Raw genomic sequence first — 18,761 nt, forward strand, 5'->3', positions numbered from 1 at the left:
TAGCGCGATGGATCGGCAGCACTGGCCCAGCGTGGCAGCGCGGTTGCCGCCAGGGCAGCCAGCGACCCACCAAGCATGGCGCGGCGAGAGACATAGAGAGATTCGGGGGTGACGTCCGATTCTTTGCAATCGGAGGCTTTGGGCAGCTTGATGAGCATGATGGCTCCGTAGAACTGGAGGACTGATGCACCAGTAGACTACGGAGCCCTAGCGAAATTACATCACTCGATGTTTTTCCGCCGACGCATGCGCAACAGGTATTGCACAGGACCGGAGGCCGCATAGCCGAGGAACACCAGCAGCAGGATGCGCGGCGGGTCACTGAAGACTACCGCGAACACCAGCACCACGGCGAGGATCGCTACGAACGGCACGCGACCCTTGAGGTCCAGCTCCTTGAAGCTGTTGTACTTGATGTTGCTGACCATCAGCATACCGGCCGCCGCCACCAGCAGCGCCACCAGGAACGACAGCTTCGAGCCCTGGATGCCGTAGTCGCTGAAAGCCCAGACGGTACCGGCCACCACGCCGGCTGCCGCCGGGCTGGCCAGGCCGATGAAGTAACGCTTGTCGGCCTTGCCGACCTGGGTGTTGAAGCGCGCCAGACGCAGCGCGGCGCCAGCGACATAGATGAAGGCAACCATCCAGCCGACCTTGCCCATGTCACCCAAGGCCCAGCCGAAGGCCAGCAATGCCGGGGCGACACCGAAGGCAACCATGTCCGACAGCGAGTCGTACTCGGCACCGAAGGCGCTCTGGGTGTTGGTCATGCGTGCCACGCGGCCGTCCAGGCCATCAAGGACCATGGCGACAAAAATGGCGATGGCGGCGAAGGCGAAATACTTGCTCGCCTCGCGTGGATCACCCGCACTGAGGGCCGCCTGGGCACTCATAGAGTTGATGATCGAATAGAAACCGGCGAACAGGTTCGCAGTGGTGAACAGGTTGGGCAGCAGATAGATGCCGCGATGCCGAACCTTGCGTCCTTCGGCGTCATGCCCTTCTTCAACATGCTCATCGATCGGTAGCAGGCTTTCGGCGTCAGAGGCCTTGTTCGGCTCTTCGGGACGTTCGCTCATGGACATTACCTTGCAACGGTGTGGAAAGTTTCGACAGACGTCTGCGACGAGGGTTCGCCGACAAACGATGAAGCTTTATACCAGAAGCTGACCGCCTAAACGAAAAAACGCGGCCGAAGCCGCGTTTTCATCGCATCAGGACAAGATCAGTTCTTGGCCTTGTCGACGATTTTGTTCGCTGCGATCCAAGGCATCATCGAGCGCAGTTGCTCGCCGATGACTTCGATGCCGTGGGCAGCGTTGTTACGACGCTTGGCGGTCATCGAAGGGTAGCCGGTGGCGCCTTCGCTGATGAACATCTTGGCGTATTCGCCGTCCTGAATGCGCTTCAGAGCGTTGCGCATGGCCTGGCGGGATTCGGCGTTGATGACTTCTGGGCCGGTCACGTACTCGCCATACTCGGCGTTGTTGGAGATCGAGTAGTTCATGTTGGCGATACCGCCTTCGTACATGAGGTCAACGATCAGCTTCAGTTCGTGCAGGCACTCGAAGTAGGCCATTTCTGGCGCGTAGCCCGCTTCAACCAGGGTTTCGAAACCGGCTTTGACCAGCTCGACGGTACCGCCGCAGAGAACGGCTTGTTCACCGAACAGGTCGGTTTCAGTCTCGTCCTTGAAGGTGGTTTCGATGATGCCGGTACGGCCGCCACCGACGCCCGCGGCGTACGACAGGGCAACGTTTTTGGCATTGCCGGAAGCGTCCTGGTAGATCGCGATCAGGTCAGGGATGCCGCCGCCTTTGACGAACTCGGAACGTACGGTGTGACCTGGCGCTTTTGGCGCGATCATGATCACGTCCAGGTCGGCGCGTGGAACGACCTGGTTGTAGTGGATGGCGAAACCGTGGGAGAAGGCCAGGGTGGCGCCTTTCTTGATGTTCGGCTCGACTTCGTTCTTGTACAGCTGGGACTGGAACTCGTCCGGGGTCAGGATCATGACCAGGTCGGCACCGGCAACAGCGGTCGCTACATCGGCAACTTTCAGGCCGTGAGCTTCGGCTTTGGCAACGGTGTTCGAACCTTTACGCAGACCGACAGTGACGTCCACACCGGAGTCCTTCAGGTTGCACGCCTGAGCGTGGCCCTGGGAGCCGTAACCGATGATGGCAACTTTCTTGCCCTGGATGATGGAAAGGTCACAGTCTTTGTCGTAATAAACTTTCATGAAAATACCCCTGTTATCTCGGCCCATAGGGCCATCGCTAATTTTTTGAGTTAGATGCTGAGCACTTTGTCGCCACGGGCAATGCCGGTAACGCCGCTGCGCACTGTTTCGAGAATGGACGCGGTACCGATGGCCTGAATGAAGCTGTCAAGCTTGTCGCTGGCGCCAGTCAGCTGAACGGTATAGACGCTGCTGCTGACGTCGACGATCTGCCCACGATAGATATCGGTGGTGCGTTTGATCTCCGCGCGCTGGGCGCCCGTGGCCTTGATCTTGACCAGCATCAGTTCACGTTCGATGTGCGCGCTTTCCGAGAGGTCGACCAGCTTGACGACTTCAACCAGCTTGTTCAGGTTTTTGGTGATCTGCTCGATCACCTCATCATGACCGACCGTGGTCAACGTCAGACGCGACAGGGTCGGGTCTTCGGTTGGCGCCACCGTCAGGCTTTCGATGTTGTAGTTACGCTGCGAGAACAGACCGACCACGCGAGACAAGGCACCGGGTTCGTTTTCCAACAGCAGGGAAATAATGTGCCGCATGATTAGGTACGCTCCGTCTTGCTCAGCCACATGTCGCGCATGGAGCCGTCTTTGATCTGCATCGGGTAGACGTGCTCGCTGTTGTCGACCTGGATATCGATGAACACCAGGCGGTCTTTCATGGCGAACGCTTCCTCGAGCTTGGGCTTGAGGTCTTTCAGGCTGGTGATGCGGATACCCACGTGACCATAGGCCTCGGCCAGCTTGACGAAGTCAGGCAGCGATTCCATGTAGGAGTGCGAGTGACGGCTGTTGTAGGCCATGTCCTGCCATTGGCGGACCATGCCCAAGACGCCGTTGTTCAGGTTGACGATCTTCACCGGCAGGTCGTACTGCAGGCAGGTCGACAGCTCCTGGATGTTCATCTGGATGCTGCCCTCGCCGGTAACGCAGGCAACGTCCTGGTCCGGGAAGTTCAACTTCACGCCCATGGCCGCCGGGAAACCGAAGCCCATGGTGCCCAGGCCGCCGGAGTTGATCCAGCGATTGGGTTTGTTGAAGCGGTAGTACTGCGCCGCGAACATCTGGTGCTGACCCACGTCGGAGGTAACAAAGGCATCGCCCTTGGTCACTTCGCAGAGGGTCTCGATCACGGTCTGCGGCTTGATCACGCTGCCGTCGCCCTTGTCGTAAGGGAACATGTCGCGATCGCCACGCCATTCTTCGATCTGCTTCCACCAGGCTTCCATGGCGGCTTTGTCTGGCTGCTCGCCGATTTCGCGCAATGTCGCGACCATTTCGCTCAGCACGCTCTCGACCGGGCCAACAATCGGCACGTCGGCCTTGATGGTCTTGGAGATCGACGCCGGGTCGATGTCGATGTGGATAACCTTGGCGTTCGGGCAGAACTTGGCCGGGCCGTTGACCACGCGGTCGTCAAAGCGCGCACCGACAGCGAAAATCACGTCAGCGTGGTGCATGGCCAGGTTGGCGGTGTAGCTGCCGTGCATGCCGAGCATGCCGAGGAACTGGCGATCGGTACCCGGATAGCCGCCCAGGCCCATCAAGGTATTGGTGACCGGCAGGTTGAGCATCTGCGCAACTTCGGTCAGGGCTGCAGAGCCGCCGCCGAGGATCACGCCGCCACCGGCATAGACCACTGGACGCTTGGCAGCCAGCAACATCTCGGCAGCCTTGCGGATCTGCCCCGAGTGGCCACGAACAGCCGGGCTGTAGGAACGCATCTTGACCTTTTTGGGGTAGACGTATTCGAACTTTTCCGCAGGGTTGGTCATGTCTTTGGGGATATCGACCACGACCGGGCCCGGGCGACCGGATTGCGCCAGATAGAAAGCTTTTTTCAGGACTTCAGGGATTTCCGAGGCGTGTTTGATCATGAAGCTGTGCTTCACGATCGGCCGGGAAATACCGATCATGTCGGTTTCCTGGAAGGCATCGGTACCGACCATGGTGCTGGGCACCTGACCGGAGAGGATGACCATCGGAATGGAGTCCATGTACGCGGTGGCAATACCGGTGATGGCATTGGTCGCGCCAGGGCCCGAGGTCACCAGTACCACGCCGGCCTTGCCGGTGGCACGGGCGTAACCGTCCGCCATATGGGTTGCGGCCTGCTCGTGACGAACCAGGATGTGGCTTACTTCCGGTTCTTTGAACAGGGCATCGTAAACATGAAGGAGAGCACCACCAGGGTACCCGTAGATGTGCTTAACGCCTTCGTCACGCAAAAAGCGGACGACCATCTCAGCGCCAGATAAAAGCTCCACGTTGTTCACCTCTAAAACGCCAGAATACCGTCCACGGTGGACGGGTCTTAATAGGTTTACTGCCAAGCAGAGCATGAGCGACGAAATCGCCGACTACGTCAGCACTGACTGAGCAAGTATTGGGAGCGCCCCAAAGTGTTGCGGGGTTTTCCCACCCAGCGCGAGGTAACGCGTTGCGGGGTGTAACAGGTCGGCGCGGGTGTGCGCCTCATGATCTGCTTAGCGGGTCTGCTTCTGGCAGTCCCTCTACAGCGGAATCTGGATTCTTCTTTTTCGGCGCGCGCAAGTCAAGAAAAATTATTGCCAATTTCGCCCAAGGACTATCTACAGCCACCACTAATACCAGTGACAGCAGCAGAAATACTAACAATACAAACAAAAAGAGCCACAATCTGTGGCTCCAAGGGTGAAAAGAGGGAAATTCAGGCAGAAGGACTGATCAATTGGTCAAACTCTGCTAGCAGCCTGCGTAGCTCGCGGCTTTGCTCCGGGCGGTCGACGTATACCGTTTCAGCCATGACCAGGATCCCGGAGGCATTTGGCAGCGCCAGTCCGTTCTCGAGAATCACTTTCATTCTTGGCAGGAAAATCCACTGCAGCCACTGATCGAAGTTCATGCTGTCGACCGCAAAGGGCACTGTGCTTGCCAGCGCCTCGGGGCTTGGCGGCTGCTCGCTCCACCAGCCCTGGACGTGCAGCTCGCGCTCGATCAACAGCAGGTGATCGGCGATATCGAGGATGCGTTGATCCATTACAGGTTGACCTGGGCTTTCTGCCGGGCCAGCGCTGCACCGGCCGAGTCACCCTGCTTCTCGCGCGACTGGGCAATGATGTTCCACAGCCCGGCCTGCAGGTCGGGGCGACCGTTGGCGTAGGTCAGCGCGCGGCGCGCCAGTTGCTCGGACTGCGCAGCATCGCCCTGGGCCAGGCGTACCTGGGCCAGACGGTAAAGCACCTGCGGCTCACGTGGGGCAATGCGCTGGGCACGCTCCAGGCTCGACGAAGCGCCGTTGTAGTCGCCGCCGCTCTGCTGTTGCTGGGCGGTGGTCAGCAGCGCCAGCACCGGGCCGTCGAGCTGTTCGTCAGCCGACAGGCCACCGCTGGCAGCGCTGGAGCGCGGAATGCCGCTCGGCGCACTCGGCGCGCTGGTGCTCGGCATGGTGTAGCTGCCGGCGTTGGTCGAGCTGCTGTCGAACGGCGTCGTACTGCTCGGGCCCGGAGTAATGGGGCCGGTGCTGATCGGCGCGGCGCCGGTGGCCGCCGGGAAGGTCTGGATCGGCGCGGCGCCGGAACCCTGCGGGACCATGACCATCACCCCGGAGTCCTGCGGCACGGCTTGCGCCTGGCGCGTACCGTTATTGACCTGCGCCGGCGCGCCACGGTTGGCCGTAACCCGCTCGCTGTTGGAGACCCGGGTACTGGAGTCGACCACGGGAATGGAGCCGCGCGGATTGCTGGCGCAGCCATTGAGCAAAGCCAGCGCCGTCAAGGCTGGAAACCACCACTTGTTCACTGCACACCCTCTCTAGGCTAATGCTTAATTCATCCAACCCTTGACCCAGTCCATGACGGACTCGGCAGGATCCGGCTCACCACCACAGGCGGCTCCGGCCGGCGGTTCACTTCCGCGAATATACGGCATCTGCACGGCGCCCGGGCAACTGGCGTCCGAGCCCTGGCCGCTATGCGGATCGATCCAGGCCTGCACCACGTTGTCGGGCAGCGGCATGTCCAGTGGCAGCGGGTCGGCCTTGCGCATGAAACTGGTCCAGACCTGCAGCGCACCGGTGGCTCCGGTAAATGGCGTTTTACCGTTGTCGTCACGCCCCAGCCACACCACTGCCAGCAAATCCTGGCTGAAGCCTGCGAACCAGCTGTCACGGGAATCGTTACTGGTACCGGTCTTGCCCGCCAGGTTCAACGAGCTTGGCAGCACACTGTAGACCGAACGCCCGGTACCTTCGCGCATGACCCGCTGCATGGCGTTCTGCACCAGATAAATGGCGCCCGGATCGAAGGTTTGCTGGATCTGGAACGGATAGCGCTTGAGCGGCTCGCCTTCGGCAGTCAGCACGCTGCGAATACCGCGCATCGGCGTGTTGAAGCCACCATTGGCCAGGGTCTGGTACATGGTTGCGACTTGCATCGGCGACATGCCGCCGGCGCCGAGCATCATCGACGGGAACGCCGGCCAGTCGACGTTGACGCCCAGCCGGCCGATGGTTTTCAGTACGTTCGGTACGCCCAGTTCCAGGCCGAGCTTGGCGGTCGACAGGTTGTAGGAGTTGGCCAGGCCCTGATACAGATAAATGGTGCCGTGGGAACGACGGTCGTAGTTCTGCGGCTTCCACACCTGGCCATCGGCGCCTTTGACCGAGAACGGCTCGTCCTGTACCCACGTGGTCAGGGTGTATTTGCTCGGTTTTTCCAGGGCGGTCAAGTACACCGCCGGCTTGACCAGCGAGCCGATCGGCCGTACCGCGTCGATCGCGCGGTTGAAGCCAGCAAAACCTGCCTGGCGGCTACCGATCAGGGCCTGGACTTCGCCGGTCTCCGGGTTGGTTACAACCATCGCCGCTTCGACTTCATCGGCGCCCTTGCGCCCGGCCAGACGCTTGAAGGTCTCGGCCATGGCCGCTTCGGATTTCATCTGCAGGATCGGATCGAAGCTGGTGAAGATGCGCAGGCCTTCTTCGGTCAAGTCTTCGTCGCGATAGTCCTGGCGCAGCTGGCGTTTGACCAGGTCAAGGAAGCCCGGGTAGGAGCTGTCGGCCAGGCTGCCGCGCTTGGTCACACCCAGTGGCATTTTCTTCGCTGCTTCCACCGCTTCCGGGGTGGCCACGCCCTGTTCGGCCAGCAGGTCGAGCACCAGGTTACGCCGCACCGTCGCCCGCTCCGGGTAGCGCCGCGGGTTGTAATAGGAAGGGCCCTTGACCATGCCGACCAGCAAGGCGATCTGGTGCAGCTTGAGCTCCGACAGCGGCTGGCTGAAGAAGAACTGGCTGGCCAGGCCGAAGCCGTGCACCGCACGCTGGCCGTCCTGACCAACGAACACTTCGTTGAGGTAGGCCTCGAGGATTTCGCGCTTGTCGTAATGCAGCTCAAGCAGCAGGGCCATCATCGCCTCATTGAGCTTGCGGCTGAGGCTGCGTTCGTTGGTCAGGTAGAAGTTCTTCACCAACTGCTGGGTCAGGGTACTGCCGCCCTGGCGCATGGCGCCGGACGAGGTGTTGACCCACACTGCCCGGGCAATGGACTTGGGCGACACGCCGAAGTGGTGATAGAAGTCGCGATCTTCCACGGCCACCAGGGTTTCCAGCAGGTACGGCGGCACCTGGTCGATCTTGATCAGGATCCGGTCTTCGAGGTTTTTCGGGTACAGGCCGCCGATCAGCAGCGGCTCAAGGCGCACCACGTCGAGTTTCGAGCCGTTGGCGCCACTGAGCCCGGCAACATAGTCGCCAGAGAAGCGCACGCGCACCGCTTGTGCGCTTTCCATGCCTTCATAGAACTGAAAGCCACGGGTATTGAGATCGACGGTATTGCCGTTGACTGCCACCGCACCCGGGCCATTGGCGACGCTTTCGCGGCGATAGCCGAGGGCATCGAGCTCGATGAGGAAGTCGGCCTTGCTCAGCTTCTGGCCGACGAACAGCTCCAGCGGCCGGGCATACACCTTGGCCGGGATGGTCCAGCGCTTGCCGGAGAATTTCTCCTGGACCACAGCATCGAGGTAAATGGCATAGCCCGCCACCAGCACAAGGCCGACCAGGCTGAGCTTCAAGGCCCAGCCCAGCCAGGCACGCGAGCGGCCAGACGGGCGTTTTTTAGCGGTACGGGAGGATCGGGATCGAGTCATGGCGGCGGATTATACGCACTTTATCAATCATCGACAGGCGCCCTCCGGCGGTTTGCACCAGCCCCGCTTGCGGCCATAATGGCCGATTCGAATCTCCGACCCAGAAGGATCGCCCGTGAGCCAAGCCTTGATCACAGCCCTGCAGAATCCCGCCCTGTTCCCTCACCCGGTGAAGGCATTTCAGGTCATCGAGACGCATATCTCCTGGGTGCTGCTCACCGGTGACTATGCCTACAAGATCAAGAAGCCGATGAACTTCGGTTTCCTCGATTTTACCGAGCTGTCCCAGCGTGCCCACTTCTGCGCCGAAGAGCTGCGCCTGAACCAGCGCCTGACCGACGACCTGTACCTGGAAGTACTGCCGATCACCGGCAGCGCCGAAGCGCCCCAACTGGGCGGCGAAGGCGAGCCGATCGAATACGCGCTGAAAATGCGCCAGTTCCCCCAGAGCCAGATGCTCAGCACCCTGCAGGCCAACAGCGAACTGACCGCCGCGCACATCGACCAGATGGCCGAGCAGATCGCCCGCTTCCACCTGGCCGCGCCAAAAGTTGCCGTCGAGCATCCGCTGGGCACGCCGGACAGCGTCATGGCCCCGGTCGAGCAGAACTTCGAGCAGATTCGCCCGTTCCTTTCCGACAAGGCCGACCTGCAGCAGCTCGATGCCCTGCAAGCCTGGGCCCAGGACAGCTTCAAGCGCCTGCATGGCCTGCTCGAGCAGCGCAAGGCCGAAGGTTTCATTCGCGAATGCCACGGTGACATCCATCTGGGCAACGCCACCCTGATCGATGGCAAGGTGGTGATTTTCGACTGCATCGAGTTCAACGAACCGTTCCGCCTGACCGACGTCTACGCCGATGCCGCGTTCCTGGCCATGGACCTCGAAGACCGCGGGCTGAAATCGCTGTCGCGCCGCTTCGTCAGCCAGTACCTGGAACTCACCGGTGACTACGCCGGCCTGGAACTGCTGAACTTCTACAAGGCCTACCGCGCCCTGGTGCGGGCCAAGGTCGCCCTGTTCAGCATGCCGGCCAACGCCGATGCGGTGCAGCGCGCCACTACCCTGCGCACCTACCGTAACTATGCCAACCTGGCGGAAAGCTACAGCGCCATCCCTTCACGCTTTTTGGCCATCACCCATGGTGTGTCTGCAGTCGGCAAGAGCCACGTGGCCATGCGCCTGGTCGACGCCCTGGGCGCCATTCGCCTGCGTTCGGACGTCGAGCGCAAGCGCATGTTCGGTGAGCAAGCCAGCGCCAATGCTGGTCAGTTGCAAGCCGGCATCTATAGCGAAGACGCCAGCCAGGCCACCTACCAACGCCTGCATCAGCTGGCCGAAACCATCCTGCGCGCCGGCTTCCCGGTAGTTATCGACGCCACCTACCTCAAACACGAGCAGCGCCAGGCCGCCGCCGGCGTTGCCAGCGAAACCGGCGTGCCGTTCCTGATCCTCGACTGCAACGCCCCGGATGCGGTGATCGCTAGCTGGCTGGCCCAGCGTCAGGCCGATCAGAACGATCCGTCGGATGCCACCCTGGACGTGGTCAAGGCGCAACAGGCCAGCCGTGATCCGCTCAGCGCCGAAGAGCTGCTGCAAAGCAAGCGCGTGGAAACCAACGAAAGTGGCAGCCTCGACCTGTTGGTCAAGCAGATCCGCCAGCGCCTGCCCGGGCTCTGATACCACCCAGGACGTGAAGCAGTCGACAGTTCACGCCTGATTCCGGGCGCCCCCGTGGTGATGGCACTATAGTGTCACCACAAGTGCAAACAAGGAGGCGCCTCATGAATCAGCCACGGCAACTGGACAGCGCGCTGTATGCGCTGGTGCATGACGAACAGATCGCCAGTTTCAATCGCGAGAAACCCAAGGATGGCACCGTCGACTTTCGTGGCGGCGATTTTCGCGGGCTCGACCTGCGCGAGCTGGACACCACCGGCATCGACTTCACCGATGCTTACTTTCGCGCCTCCGACCTGCGCGGCCTGGACCTGCGTCACAACGGCCTGGAAGGCGCAAGCCTGGCCCATGCACAGATTTCCGGCACCTACTTTCCCAGCGAACTGAGCGCCGACGAGATTCTCATGTCGGTCAACTTCGGCACCCGCCTGCGCTACCGCACACGCTGACAGCAACCTTCGAAACCCCCGCCGGCCGTGGCCTGGCGGGGGCTTTCGGCTACCCGTCGGCACATGGATGGCAAAACGCCGCGTATTTCCCAAGTGCCGCTACACTGCTCATTGACCTGCCGCGATTACTAAATCAAGACCCGTTCAGCCGTCGCAAGGAGGCTTGATGAACGATGAACTCCAGCATCTGAAAAACCTTGGCAAGACTTCTGCGCAGTGGCTGCATGCGGTCGGCATCCACAGTGCTTCGGATCTACGCCGGCTGGGTGCGGTCAACGCCTACAAGGCCGTCCGTACTCGGGGTTTCCGGGCCTCGAAGGTGCTGCTGTACGCGATTGAAGGCGCCTTGCTTGATGTGCACTGGAACGATATTCCGGCTGAACGCAAGGAAGCCCTGAACCAGCAACTCGACGGCAAAATTGCCGTACAGAAAAATAATCGGGAATTTTGAATCACGACGCTTGACTACGAAATGAGAATCGTTATGATTATCACAACTGGTCGCGAGACTGGTTGGGTAACCTGAAAGCCCCTGGTTCGGACTCTCAGATTATCTCCTCATCAGGCTAATCACGGTTATTGACCCGGCACTTTGCCGGGTCTTTTTTTGCCTGGGCTTTTTACTCGCCCTTACGCATCTGCGCGCAGTAGTCCTGCTCCGGTAAGGCCGGGGTGTACCAGACATAATCAGCCATCTGCGCATCAACCCCCTGCCCCACTTCGGCGAGCATCAACACCTGCGTGCCGGCTTCGGCGCCCAGGTCGGCCAAATGCAAGGGCACGCCGATGTCCTTGCGCACGTGATAGCCACCGGCTAACAGCAACGCTGGCTGTGGCGCGGCCAGCAGGCGCTCGGCCATACGCCGGTCGCGCTGTTGCTGAACCGCCAGCATCGCCGGCAACTGGCTTTCGGGCAGCAGGCCGCAATGGGACTCCCGGACTTGCTCCAGCAGCACGGCCCGGACCTTGGCGGCGGTCGAGCGCTCACCTTTCAATGGTGGCGGCTGGCGATAGAGGCTGCGCACCTCCTCGGTGTCGAGGTTGGCGGCCAGCAACGGGTAAGGCTGGCCCAGGGCCTCGCGGACGATCGGTCCGTACAGGGCCCAATCCCAGCCTTGCTGCCAGCCAAGCGCCAGCGGCAGATCGGCCGGCAAGGCCTGCTGCTTCAGCGCATCGACCTTGGCTTGCTGCACCGGCTGCAGCATCTCCAGCAGCAGGCTGCCCTGCGGCCGTTGCCCCTGCAGGGCGCGCAGCAGCCACAACTGCAGGGCATGGTGGTCGGGGTTGTCGTGTTTCTCGCCTACCAGCAGCCGCGGCGCCTGCGCCAGCCGCTCCAGCAGTTGCGCGGGCGTCAACAGGCGCCCGCTGCTCAGCTCACGAATCTGCCCAAGCTCGGCATGCTCGCGGCCTTCGGGGCTTTGCCAGGCGGGCAATGGCGGTACTTCGGCCCGGGACTGGCAGCCGGCGAGCCCCCAGACCAGCAACAGCAACAATGCGGGCAAGCGGGGACAACGCATGGGCGGTACTCCTAACGGGCGATGATCAGCGGGTGCCCCCGCTCGGGGTGAGGCTGGACCAGCACATCGATGCCGAACACCGCCTTGAGCGAATCGGGGCGCAATACCTGCTGCGGGGTATCCAGGGCATGGCTGCGACCCTGTTCGAGCAAGAGGATACGATCACAGTAGCGTGCCGCCAGGTTCAGGTCATGAAGGATGACCATCACCGCGGCGCCGCGATCGGCGAATTCGCGCACCGCTTGCAAGGTGGTGTGCTGGTGCAGCGGGTCGAGCATCGAGGTCGGCTCGTCGAGCAGCAGGATGCGCCCGTCTTCGCCTGGCCACAGCTGCGCCAGTACCCGCGCCAGGTGCACGCGCTGACGCTCGCCACCAGAGAGCGCCAGATAGCTGCGCCCGAGCAGGTGGCCGGCATCGGCCGCCTGTAGGGCCGCGTCGATGATCTGCTGGTCGCGCTCAAGACCGGTTTTATGCGGCAAGCGACCCATGCCGACCACTTCTTCGACCTTGAAGGCAAAGCCCAGACTGGACACCTGCGGCAGCACCGCCAGGCGCTGGGCCCGCTGCTGCCCGGGCCAGTCGCACAGCCCGCGGTCATCCAGGCTCACCCGTCCGTGGCTGGGATTCAACTCACCGCACATCACCCCGAGCAGGCTGCTTTTACCGGCACCGTTGGGGCCCAGCACGCCCAGTACCTGGCCGGGCTGCAGGGCCAGGCTGATATCGCTGAGGACCTGGTTTTCGCCACGGCGCAGCGACAGGTTTTCGACACACAGCATCAGGCACGCCCCCGCAACAGCAGATAGAGGAAGAACGGCGCACCGATGAACGCGGTAACGATACCGATCGGCAGCTCCGCAGGTGCCAGCGCCAAGCGCGCGATCAGGTCGGCGAACAGCAACAGCGAGGCCCCGGCCAACAAAGATGCCGGCAGCAATACGCGGTGGTCCGGCCCGGCCAGCAAACGCACCAGGTGCGGCACCACCAGGCCGATAAAGCCGATCAGCCCCGCCGCCGCCACTGCCGCGCCCACCCCCAGCGCCGTGCAGAACACCAGTTCGCGCTTGAGCTTCTCGACCTCGATGCCCAGGTGACGGGCTTCGGACTCGCCCAGCAACAAGGCATTCAAGGCCTGGGCCCGGCGTGGCAGCCACAGCGAGACCCCCACGGTCACCAGCACCAGCGGCCACAGGCGCTGGTAACTGGCGCCATTGAGGCTGCCCAGGTTCCAGAACGTCAGGGTGCGCAAGGTGGCGTCATCGGCCAGGTAAGTGAACAGCCCTACCGCCGCGCCGGCCAGGGCGGTCAAGGCGATGCCGGCAAGGAGCATGGTCGCCACGTTGGTCTGGCCATCGCGCCGGCCCAGGCGATACACCAGCGCAGTCACCCCCAGGCCACCAAGAAATGCACACAGCGATAACAGATAAGGGCCGAAGGCCTCGGGAATACCGCCCATCCACGAGCCGCCGACAATCGCCACTGCCGCACCGAGCGCGGCCCCCGCAGACACCCCGACCAGGCCGGGGTCGGCCAGCGGGTTGCGAAACAGCCCCTGCATCGCCACCCCGGACAGCGCCAGCACGGCACCCACGGCCAACCCCAGCAGGGTCCGTGGCAAGCGGATCTGGCCGAGGATCAGCTCGGCCTGCTCCAGCCCGTCGCCGGCCACCGGCAGCCCGATCAACCGGGCTCCGGCGCGCAGGGTATCGAACAACGGCAGGCTGACCGGCCCCAGCGCCAGCGACAACCAGATCGCCAACAGGCACAGCAGCGTCAGGGTGACGAACAGCGTGCGCGGCTTGACCAGCCGGTTCATTGCGCGGTCGGGTAAAAGGCGTGGGAAAGGTTCTGCAAGGTAACCGGCAGACGCGGGCCGAGCCCCCCCACCAGCAAAGTCGGGTCCAGTTCGATCAGGCGTTTGTTACGGGCGGCGCGCGAAGCATTCAGGGCCGGGTTTTCCTTGAGCAGCGCCTGCAAGGCCTGCTCACCGCTGAGGCTGCGGTCGGCGAACACCAGCACATCCGGGTCAAGGGCTGCCAAGGCCTCGACAGAGAAGTTCTTGTAGCCTTCGTTATCCGCCAGGTTGCGCGCACCGGCCTGTTTGAGCAACCAGTCGCCAGCGGTGCCTTTGCCGGCGATCATCGGTTTGGAGCCGGCATGACCGACCAGCAGAATCACTCCGGGAGCGGCCTGGGTGGTTTGCAGTTGCTTGATGTTGCCCTGCAGCTCATCGAGTTGCCGGCGGTAGTCGGCGAACAGTTGCCGGGCTTGTTGCTCATTGCCGAGCAAGCGCCCCAGTTGCTGCAGGTTGCTTTCCACCGCACCCAGGTCGGCCTTGCTCGACAGCAGTTCGACCTTGACCCCGGCGCCGCGGATTTGCGCGAGCACCGGCGGCGGGCCCATTTCTTCGGTGCCCACCAGCACATCCGGACGCAGGCTCAGCACCCCTTCGGCGGACAGCTGGCGCTGATAACCGATACTCGGCAAGGCCTTGAGCGATTGCGGATGCTGACTGGTGGTATCGACCCCGACCAGCTTCTGCTCACCGCCCAGCGCCGCCACCCACTCGCTCAGTGCCCCACCGGCGCTGACCCAGCGCTGCGGCAAGGTGTCGGCCTGGACCAGGGTGTTGAACACAAGACCGGCACACAGGGCGATCAGGCGGGCACGTGGGCGCATAACAGGCTTCCTTGAATGAGGAGGAGCGGCAATCCGGGTGGATAATGCCGGGGACGCACGGTATAAAGCGTCCGATACGGCTGACGCAGGCAATTTGATAATTATTTGCATTTGCACGTCAAGCCGTCACTGTGACTACGAGTAACCCTCACCATGCATTTTCTTTGTCATTCCGAGCACCTGGGCGAAGGCCAGAGCCGAGGCTTCAGTGTCAATGACCTGGGGATTTTCGCGGTCCGGCGTGCGGGCACAGTCTACCTGTACCGCAATCACTGCCCTCATCGTGGCATCCCCCTGAATTGGGAACCTGACGCCTTTCTCGACAGCAGCGCCAGCCTGATTGCCTGCGGGCGCCACGGCGCGCTGTTTCTGATCGAGTCCGGCGAATGCGTGGCCGGCCCTTGCGAGGGCGAGCAATTGACGGCCCTGAACTGTCGCGAAGACAGCCAGGGCATCTGGCTTATCGACTGAGCAACACCGGCAAAGGCCGATCGATATAAACCTGTTCGCCATCGATCCGCGTGCCGTAGGCAAGCACTTCGACGCCATCGGCCACCGCTGCGCGCAGGGCATCGGCATAGGCGCTGTCGATCTCGTCGGCAGGGCGTACGGCTTCGACCCCGCTGAGGTTCACACAATATAGCTGCACCGCGCGCACACCCTGGCGGGCCAGGGTCGCCAGCTCGCGCAGGTGCTTGGCACCGCGCTGGGTGACGGCGTCAGGGAAGGCGGCGACTGCCGAGTCGTCAAAGCCCAGGGTGACGCTCTTGACCTCGACATAGGCCGGCCCTTCGGCAAACTCCAGGCGAAAATCCACCCGGCTGCTCTCCTCGCCGTAAGCCACTTCGCGCTTGAGCCCGGTAAACCCGGCCAGTTCGCTGATGACGCCAGCACGCAAGGCTTCTTCCACCAGCGCGTTGGCGCGCCCGGTGTTGACACAGGCCAGGCGCCCCTGCGGGGTTTCACTGATTTCCCAGGTGCCGGGCAGCTTGCGCTTAGGGTCGTTGGAGCGGCTGAACCAGACCTGGCCGCCCTCGACCATGCAATTGAACATCGAGCCGGTGTTGGGGCAATGGATGGTCATTTGCTCGCCGCTGGCCAGCTCGATGTCAGCCAGGAAGCGCTTGTAGCGGCGCAGCAAACGTGCGGTTTCAAGGGGTGGAGAAAAGCGCATCAGCCTTGCCAGCTCCGTAGTCCGCGGGCAATCCGCTCGACCGCCTCCTGCAGGCGCGGCAAGCTCTGGGTGTAGGCAAAGCGCACATGGTGCCCGGCCTGGTGGCGACCGAAGTCCAGGCCCGGGGTGAAGGCCACGTGCTCGGTTTCGAGGAAGTGCCGGCAGAAGGCAAAGGCATCGCCGCCAAAGGCGCTGATGTCGGCGTACAGATAAAAGGCACCCTGTGGCTCTACGGCTATCTTGAAGCCCAGCTCACGCAAGGCCGGCAAGAGGAAATCGCGGCGGCGGGCGAACTCGGCCCGACGTTCTTCGAGAATCGCCAGGGTGCCAGGCTGGAAACACGCCAGGGCGGCATGCTGGGCCATGCTCGGGGCACTGATGTAGAGGTTCTGCGCCAGCTTTTCGAGGTCAGCCACCGCAGCCGGTGGCGCCACCAGCCAGCCCAGGCGCCAGCCGGTCATGCCGAAATACTTGGAAAAACTATTTAGGACGAAGGCTTCGTCGTCGACTTCCAGCACGCTCGGTGCATCCATGCCGTAGGTCAGGCCGTGGTAGATCTCGTCCACCACCAGGTGACCATTGCGCGCGCGGGTAGCGGTCGACAGGCCGGCAAGTTGGTCGCGATCGAGCACCGTCCCCGTCGGGTTGGCAGGTGACGCCACCAGGGCGCCGACGGTGTCCTGGTCCCAGTAGCGCTCGACCAGATCGGCGGTCAATTGATAATTCACCTCTGGCCCCACCGGCACCAGTTGCGCGGCGCCTTCGACCAGGCGCAAAAAATGCCGGTTGCACGGGTAGCCGGGGTCGGCCAGCAGCCAGTGCTTGCCCGGGTCGACCAACAGGCTGGCGGCCAGCAGCAAGGCGCCGGAACCGCCCGGGGTGATGAGGATGCGCTGCGGGTCGATGCTCAGCCCGTAGCGCTGCTGGTAGAACCCGGCAATCGCTTCGCGCAGCGCCGGCAGCCCGCGGGCAGCGGTATAACGGGTATGCCCCTGGGCCAGTGCGGCCTGGCCGGCCTCGATGATCGGCGCGGCGGTGGTGAAATCCGGTTCGCCGATTTCCAGGTGGATCACGTCGCAGCCGCTCGCTTGCAGCTCGTTGGCGCGGGCCAGCAGGGCCATCACGTGGAAAGGTTCGATGGCGCGGCTGCGCGCACTGTAGGGCTGGGCCATTAGCCTTCTCTCAAAAGGGTCTAGAATAATGATTCTACCCACGCGCGGGGTCGAACGTGTGGCAAAAGCTGCGGTCCACTGCAAAGATCATCAAGGCCAGGTAGCGTTGCCCTGGCCTTGACAACCGGGAGTAGCGCACCCCGATTCGATCTGGTAAGTTCGGCGGCTCGCAGTCGCAGGGCCGGCGGGCGCCGGAGATGGAGCAGCCTGCGCAATGGATTAGAAAAGTGAGAGGCGGTCTATTCATGTCCACCCTAGAAAAGCAAAAAACTCAGACCATGTACGGTGTCGAGCCCTATCAGGTAACCAAGGGTGAAGAGTACATGGGCGATCCCATGCGCAAGCACTTCGTCAAACTCCTGGGTGCCTGGAAGCAGGAGCTGATGACCAGTGTGGACCGGACTGTGGACCACATGAAGGACGAGGCGGCCAATTTCCCGGACCCCGCCGACCGCGCCAGCCAGGAAGAAGAATTTGCCCTTGAACTGCGCAACCGCGATCGCGAGCGCAAGCTGATCAAGAAAATCGACAAAACCCTGCAGAAGATCCAAGACGAAGAATACGGCTGGTGCGACGCCTGCGGCGTTGAAATCGGTCTTCGCCGACTGGAAGCCCGCCCTACCGCGGACCTGTGCTTTGACTGCAAGGAAATCGCGGAGAAGAAAGAAAAAACGGTCGGCAAAGGCTGATCCTTCTCCCATCCGAACGGGGCGCATCAGGCGCCCCGTTTCATTTTCATACCTGCTCGCCATGAACGACTCCCGCTACATCGGACGCTTCGCCCCCACGCCCAGTGGATTTCTGCACTTTGGTTCGCTGGTCGCGGCCCTGGCCTCGTGGCTGGATGCCCGGGCAGTCGGCGGCACATGGCTGGTGCGCATGGAAGACATCGACCCGCCCCGCGAAGCTCCCGGCGCCCAGGCCGCCATTCTGCAAACCCTGGAAAGCTACGGCCTGGAATGGGACGGCGAGGTGGTCTACCAAAGCCAGCGCCACGCGGCCTATGCCGAAGTGCTCGAACGCCTGTTCCGCCAGGGCCTGGCCTACGCCTGCACCTGCTCGCGCAAGCAACTCGAAGGCTACAACGGCGTTTACCCGGGCCTGTGCCGCAATGCCGGGCATGCCTGCGAAGGCGCCGCCATCCGCGTGCGGGTGCCGGAGCTGGCCTACCATTTCGATGACCGCGTGCAGGGCCGTTTCGAACAGCACCTGGGCCGTGAGGTGGGTGACTTTGTCATTCGCCGTCGCGATGGCCTGTACGCTTATCAACTGGCGGTGGTGCTTGATGATGCCTGGCAGGGTGTGACCGATATCGTGCGCGGCGCCGACCTGCTGGATAACACCCCGCGCCAGCTGTACCTGCAGGAACTGCTGGGGCTGTCGCAGCCGCGTTACCTGCACGTGCCGCTGATCGTGCAGCCTGACGGGCACAAGCTGGGCAAGTCCTACCGCTCGCCACCACTGGCCGCCGACCAGGCCACGCCCCTGCTGCTGCGCGCCCTGCGCGCACTGGGGCAAAAGACCGAAGCAGGCATGGAGTACGGTACCCCGGGCGAAGTGCTGGCGCATGCCGCATTGCACTGGAACCCCGACGCCCTGCCCCGGTGCCTGAGCGTGCCCGAGGCCGATCTGCACTGATCCCTGGGGGGCCCGGCCCCACAGAAAGCCCAGTAAATTCAATTCTTTGGCAAAAACCCACAAGCCCGTTACCATCGCCGCAGC

20 protein-coding genes (1 of these 20 only partly in view) are annotated in these 18,761 nt (G+C 62.6%); 6 read left to right on the top strand and 14 right to left on the bottom strand.

Going from position 1 to position 18,761, the window contains the following annotated elements; all coding sequences use genetic code 11:
• From msrP to mrcB, 8 genes are all read right to left on the bottom strand, one after another.
• Positions 1–158, bottom strand: the start of a protein-coding gene (msrP, locus tag LOY22_RS22790) for a protein-methionine-sulfoxide reductase catalytic subunit MsrP (protein ID WP_258594941.1). The gene continues 856 nt to the left of window position 1, outside the view; 158 of the gene's 1,014 nt are visible here — the first part of the coding sequence; the start codon lies at positions 156–158; the stop codon falls past the left edge of the window.
• 63 nt (positions 159–221) lie between these two features.
• On the bottom strand, positions 222–1,079 hold the full coding sequence (pssA, locus tag LOY22_RS22795) for a CDP-diacylglycerol--serine O-phosphatidyltransferase (RefSeq protein WP_010223018.1): 858 nt from the start codon (positions 1,077–1,079) through the stop codon (positions 222–224).
• 146 nt (positions 1,080–1,225) lie between these two features.
• Positions 1,226–2,242 carry a ketol-acid reductoisomerase gene (gene ilvC / locus LOY22_RS22800; RefSeq protein WP_045199667.1) on the bottom strand — a complete coding sequence of 339 codons (1,017 nt, stop codon included), beginning with the start codon at positions 2,240–2,242 and terminating at the stop codon, positions 1,226–1,228.
• A gap of 50 nt (positions 2,243–2,292) precedes the next feature.
• On the bottom strand, positions 2,293–2,784 hold the full coding sequence (gene ilvN, locus LOY22_RS22805; RefSeq protein WP_010223016.1) for an acetolactate synthase small subunit: 492 nt from the start codon (positions 2,782–2,784) through the stop codon (positions 2,293–2,295).
• Between the two features lie 2 nt (positions 2,785–2,786).
• Positions 2,787–4,511 (bottom strand): acetolactate synthase 3 large subunit, encoded by a 1,725-nt coding sequence (locus LOY22_RS22810; RefSeq protein ID WP_258594943.1) that lies wholly within the window; start codon positions 4,509–4,511, stop codon positions 2,787–2,789.
• A 422-nt stretch (positions 4,512–4,933) separates the two neighbouring features.
• Positions 4,934–5,263 carry a YqcC family protein gene (locus LOY22_RS22815; RefSeq protein ID WP_045199670.1) on the bottom strand — a complete coding sequence of 110 codons (330 nt, stop codon included), beginning with the start codon at positions 5,261–5,263 and terminating at the stop codon, positions 4,934–4,936.
• Positions 5,263–6,024 (bottom strand): hypothetical protein, encoded by a 762-nt coding sequence (locus LOY22_RS22820; protein ID WP_123565188.1) that lies wholly within the window; start codon positions 6,022–6,024, stop codon positions 5,263–5,265. The genes LOY22_RS22815 and LOY22_RS22820 overlap by 1 nt, the downstream gene beginning before the upstream one ends.
• 24 nt (positions 6,025–6,048) lie before the next feature.
• On the bottom strand, positions 6,049–8,370 hold the full coding sequence (gene mrcB / locus LOY22_RS22825) for a penicillin-binding protein 1B (protein ID WP_258594946.1): 2,322 nt from the start codon (positions 8,368–8,370) through the stop codon (positions 6,049–6,051).
• A gap of 115 nt (positions 8,371–8,485) precedes the next feature.
• On the opposite strand from mrcB, the gene LOY22_RS22830 reads away from it, so the two are divergent.
• From LOY22_RS22830 to LOY22_RS22840, 3 genes are all read left to right on the top strand, one after another.
• Positions 8,486–10,048 (top strand): bifunctional aminoglycoside phosphotransferase/ATP-binding protein, encoded by a 1,563-nt coding sequence (locus LOY22_RS22830; RefSeq protein ID WP_045199676.1) that lies wholly within the window; start codon positions 8,486–8,488, stop codon positions 10,046–10,048.
• A 104-nt stretch (positions 10,049–10,152) separates the two neighbouring features.
• The gene (locus LOY22_RS22835; protein ID WP_045199678.1) at positions 10,153–10,497 is read left to right on the top strand and encodes a pentapeptide repeat-containing protein; all 345 of its coding nucleotides are present in this window, start codon (positions 10,153–10,155) and stop codon (positions 10,495–10,497) included.
• A 166-nt stretch (positions 10,498–10,663) separates the two neighbouring features.
• Complete coding sequence (locus tag LOY22_RS22840; RefSeq protein WP_045199681.1) at positions 10,664–10,948, top strand: TfoX/Sxy family protein; 285 nt, start codon at positions 10,664–10,666, stop codon at positions 10,946–10,948.
• 169 nt (positions 10,949–11,117) lie between these two features.
• Here LOY22_RS22840 and LOY22_RS22845 read toward each other — a convergent pair whose 3' ends face one another.
• Genes LOY22_RS22845 through LOY22_RS22860 form a run of 4 tightly spaced genes read right to left on the bottom strand, consistent with a single transcriptional unit; the run spans position 11,118 to position 14,693 of the window.
• On the bottom strand, positions 11,118–12,014 hold the full coding sequence (locus LOY22_RS22845) for a ChaN family lipoprotein (RefSeq protein WP_093379360.1): 897 nt from the start codon (positions 12,012–12,014) through the stop codon (positions 11,118–11,120).
• Between the two features lie 11 nt (positions 12,015–12,025).
• A complete protein-coding gene (locus tag LOY22_RS22850; RefSeq protein ID WP_045199685.1) occupies positions 12,026–12,793 on the bottom strand; it encodes a heme ABC transporter ATP-binding protein in 768 nt (255 codons plus the stop codon).
• Positions 12,793–13,776 carry an iron ABC transporter permease gene (locus LOY22_RS22855; RefSeq protein WP_176794317.1) on the bottom strand — a complete coding sequence of 328 codons (984 nt, stop codon included), beginning with the start codon at positions 13,774–13,776 and terminating at the stop codon, positions 12,793–12,795. Before LOY22_RS22855 ends, LOY22_RS22850 begins: the two co-directional genes overlap by 1 nt.
• A gap of 50 nt (positions 13,777–13,826) precedes the next feature.
• On the bottom strand, positions 13,827–14,693 hold the full coding sequence (locus LOY22_RS22860) for a hemin ABC transporter substrate-binding protein (protein WP_258594950.1): 867 nt from the start codon (positions 14,691–14,693) through the stop codon (positions 13,827–13,829).
• A 153-nt stretch (positions 14,694–14,846) separates the two neighbouring features.
• Here LOY22_RS22860 and LOY22_RS22865 point away from each other — a divergent pair, with 153 nt between their 5' ends.
• Positions 14,847–15,164, top strand: coding sequence for a Rieske 2Fe-2S domain-containing protein (locus LOY22_RS22865; protein ID WP_045199691.1), 318 nt, complete (start codon positions 14,847–14,849; stop codon positions 15,162–15,164).
• Here LOY22_RS22865 and sfsA read toward each other — a convergent pair.
• A complete protein-coding gene (sfsA, locus tag LOY22_RS22870) occupies positions 15,154–15,867 on the bottom strand; it encodes a DNA/RNA nuclease SfsA (protein WP_045199693.1) in 714 nt (237 codons plus the stop codon). The genes LOY22_RS22865 and sfsA overlap by 11 nt on opposite strands.
• On the bottom strand, positions 15,867–17,039 hold the full coding sequence (locus LOY22_RS22875; protein ID WP_258594953.1) for a pyridoxal phosphate-dependent aminotransferase: 1,173 nt from the start codon (positions 17,037–17,039) through the stop codon (positions 15,867–15,869). The genes sfsA and LOY22_RS22875 overlap by 1 nt, the downstream gene beginning before the upstream one ends.
• A gap of 245 nt (positions 17,040–17,284) precedes the next feature.
• Between LOY22_RS22875 and dksA the strand changes: the two genes are divergently transcribed.
• A complete protein-coding gene (gene dksA, locus LOY22_RS22880) occupies positions 17,285–17,728 on the top strand; it encodes an RNA polymerase-binding protein DksA (RefSeq protein ID WP_045199697.1) in 444 nt (147 codons plus the stop codon).
• Positions 17,729–17,789: 61 nt separating this feature from the next.
• Positions 17,790–18,677 (top strand): tRNA glutamyl-Q(34) synthetase GluQRS, encoded by an 888-nt coding sequence (gene gluQRS, locus LOY22_RS22885; protein ID WP_258594956.1) that lies wholly within the window; start codon positions 17,790–17,792, stop codon positions 18,675–18,677.
• Positions 18,678–18,761: the final 84 nt, after the last annotated feature.

Origin of the sequence: Pseudomonas sp. B21-035, assembly GCF_024748945.1 — a bacterium.
Classification (GTDB): domain Bacteria; phylum Pseudomonadota; class Gammaproteobacteria; order Pseudomonadales; family Pseudomonadaceae; genus Aquipseudomonas.

Excerpts from the sequence above, each read along its gene's own strand:
- ilvC (WP_045199667.1), bottom strand. The coding sequence starts at position 2,242 with ATGAAAGTTTATTACGACAAAGACTGTGACCTTTCCATCATCCAGGGC.
- LOY22_RS22875 (WP_258594953.1), bottom strand. The coding sequence starts at position 17,039 with ATGGCCCAGCCCTACAGTGCGCGCAGCCGCGCCATCGAACCTTTCCAC.
- LOY22_RS22860 (WP_258594950.1), bottom strand. The coding sequence starts at position 14,693 with ATGCGCCCACGTGCCCGCCTGATCGCCCTGTGTGCCGGTCTTGTGTTC.
- pssA (WP_010223018.1), bottom strand. The coding sequence starts at position 1,079 with ATGAGCGAACGTCCCGAAGAGCCGAACAAGGCCTCTGACGCCGAAAGC.
- LOY22_RS22815 (WP_045199670.1), bottom strand. The coding sequence starts at position 5,263 with ATGGATCAACGCATCCTCGATATCGCCGATCACCTGCTGTTGATCGAG.
- gluQRS (WP_258594956.1), top strand. The coding sequence starts at position 17,790 with ATGAACGACTCCCGCTACATCGGACGCTTCGCCCCCACGCCCAGTGGA.
- LOY22_RS22865 (WP_045199691.1), top strand. The coding sequence starts at position 14,847 with ATGCATTTTCTTTGTCATTCCGAGCACCTGGGCGAAGGCCAGAGCCGA.
- LOY22_RS22845 (WP_093379360.1), bottom strand. The coding sequence starts at position 12,014 with ATGCGTTGTCCCCGCTTGCCCGCATTGTTGCTGTTGCTGGTCTGGGGG.
- ilvN (WP_010223016.1), bottom strand. The coding sequence starts at position 2,784 with ATGCGGCACATTATTTCCCTGCTGTTGGAAAACGAACCCGGTGCCTTG.
- mrcB (WP_258594946.1), bottom strand. The coding sequence starts at position 8,370 with ATGACTCGATCCCGATCCTCCCGTACCGCTAAAAAACGCCCGTCTGGC.
- LOY22_RS22850 (WP_045199685.1), bottom strand. The coding sequence starts at position 12,793 with ATGCTGTGTGTCGAAAACCTGTCGCTGCGCCGTGGCGAAAACCAGGTC.
- sfsA (WP_045199693.1), bottom strand. The coding sequence starts at position 15,867 with ATGCGCTTTTCTCCACCCCTTGAAACCGCACGTTTGCTGCGCCGCTAC.
- LOY22_RS22835 (WP_045199678.1), top strand. The coding sequence starts at position 10,153 with ATGAATCAGCCACGGCAACTGGACAGCGCGCTGTATGCGCTGGTGCAT.
- LOY22_RS22840 (WP_045199681.1), top strand. The coding sequence starts at position 10,664 with ATGAACGATGAACTCCAGCATCTGAAAAACCTTGGCAAGACTTCTGCG.
- dksA (WP_045199697.1), top strand. The coding sequence starts at position 17,285 with ATGTCCACCCTAGAAAAGCAAAAAACTCAGACCATGTACGGTGTCGAG.